This is a genomic window from Lentibacillus songyuanensis, from assembly GCF_039548255.1.
Taxonomy (GTDB): domain Bacteria; phylum Bacillota; class Bacilli; order Bacillales; family Amphibacillaceae; genus Lentibacillus_C; species Lentibacillus_C songyuanensis.
Window position 1 is genome coordinate 1 of record NZ_JBCLVH010000016.1, and the last position, 1532, is coordinate 1532.

Sequence of the window (1532 nt, forward strand, 5' to 3'; positions counted from 1 at the left end):
GTAACCCAACTCGTCCATCAGTGGGAACTAGACAAGGCGCTATAGGCTTATATACGGCCCATTCTACAGCCATGGGTCATTTAGTTAAAAGCTTTAAATAAATGATACCCTGATTTTGGGGTTACGTTCTTGGGCTGTAGAACGTTACCTCAAAATCGGGGCCAGCAAGCGACAGCGCGGTAGCCCGAATAAAGTGTACAAAATGATAGTGCCTGAAATATTGGTACGAAAGCAGCGCCGAGAAAAACTTGACACATACCAATGAAATAAATAATTTGTCAAATCAGCACCTTTTAGCTAACATGAAAAGAGATGAATTCATTATAAAGGGGAGTAACGATGACTACAGAACGTATCGCGTTTACAACAAATGAAATTCAACAGCGTGTTGATTCCTACATATCTCAATTTGAGGAAGGCTACTTTTCACCTCTGGCACTGTTGGCGCGGCTAACAGAAGAAGTTGGTGAAATGGCGCGTGAAGTGAATCATTATTACGGGGAAAAGCCAAAAAAAGCAAGTGAACAAAAAAAAACCATCGAAGACGAGCTTGGTGATGTGTTATTTGTGTTGACCTGCTTTGCGAATGCATTGGATATTGATTTATCCACAGCATTTGAACGGTCCATTCGTAAAATAGAAACACGGGATAAGGATCGGTGGACAAAAAGGCAAGAATAAGAGATAGTATCAATCGAACGAAATCAATTGCAGGAGGGTGAACCATGCAAATAAAAGTAATCATCGCAGGGCCAAGAGGCCGAATGGGATCGGAAGCCATTAAAATGGTAGAACAAGAGGAGTCGTTTGAATTGGTAGCCGTCCTTGATCGAATCAATGGCGGGAAACAGGTAAAAGACATCGAAGGAATGCCGGCGCTCGATATCCCGATCTTTGAGGATGCGAGTACATGTTTTGAACAGGTACAAGCCGATGTCTTTGTTGATTTAACTGTACCAAATGCGGCTTTTGATCATGCTAAGCAAGCATTAAATCATCGTGTCCGACCGATAATTGGTACATCGGGGCTTACGGAAGAACAAATTGAAGTATTAACCCAAATAGCAAACGAAATGAACACAGGCTGTCTCATTGCACCAAATTTTGCAATTGGTGCTGTCTTAATGATGCAATTTGCCAAAATGGCAGCAAAATACTTCCCAGATGTCGAAATTATTGAAAAGCATCATGATCAAAAACTCGACGCACCATCAGGTTCAGCGATAAAAACCGCACAGTTAATTTCCGCAACACGAAAAGAAAAGCAACAAGGCCATCCCAAAGAAACGGAAACTATGCCAGGCGCAAGGGGAGCATCGATGAATGGGATGCACATTCATAGTGTACGTTTGCCAGGACTCGTAGCGCACCAGGAAGTAATTTTTGGCGGAGCAGGCCAACTGCTGACCCTTAAACATGATTCGTTTAACCGTGGCTCATTCATGGACGGTATTCATTTTTCCATTCAACAGGTAATGGCGTTGGAAACGTTAGTTTATGGGCTGGAAAACATAGTAGAGTAGGTGACCGAT

The 1532-nt window shown here is 42.6% G+C and carries 2 protein-coding genes; both read left to right on the forward strand.

Going from position 1 to position 1532, the window contains the following annotated elements; all coding sequences use genetic code 11:
* Positions 1–339: 339 nt before the first annotated feature.
* Positions 340–681 carry a nucleotide pyrophosphohydrolase gene (locus WMZ97_RS14795; RefSeq protein ID WP_343272871.1) on the forward strand — a complete coding sequence of 114 codons (342 nt, stop codon included), beginning with the start codon at positions 340–342 and terminating at the stop codon, positions 679–681.
* Between the two features lie 44 nt (positions 682–725).
* Positions 726–1523 carry a 4-hydroxy-tetrahydrodipicolinate reductase gene (dapB, locus tag WMZ97_RS14800; protein ID WP_343272872.1) on the forward strand — a complete coding sequence of 266 codons (798 nt, stop codon included), beginning with the start codon at positions 726–728 and terminating at the stop codon, positions 1521–1523.
* Positions 1524–1532: the final 9 nt, after the last annotated feature.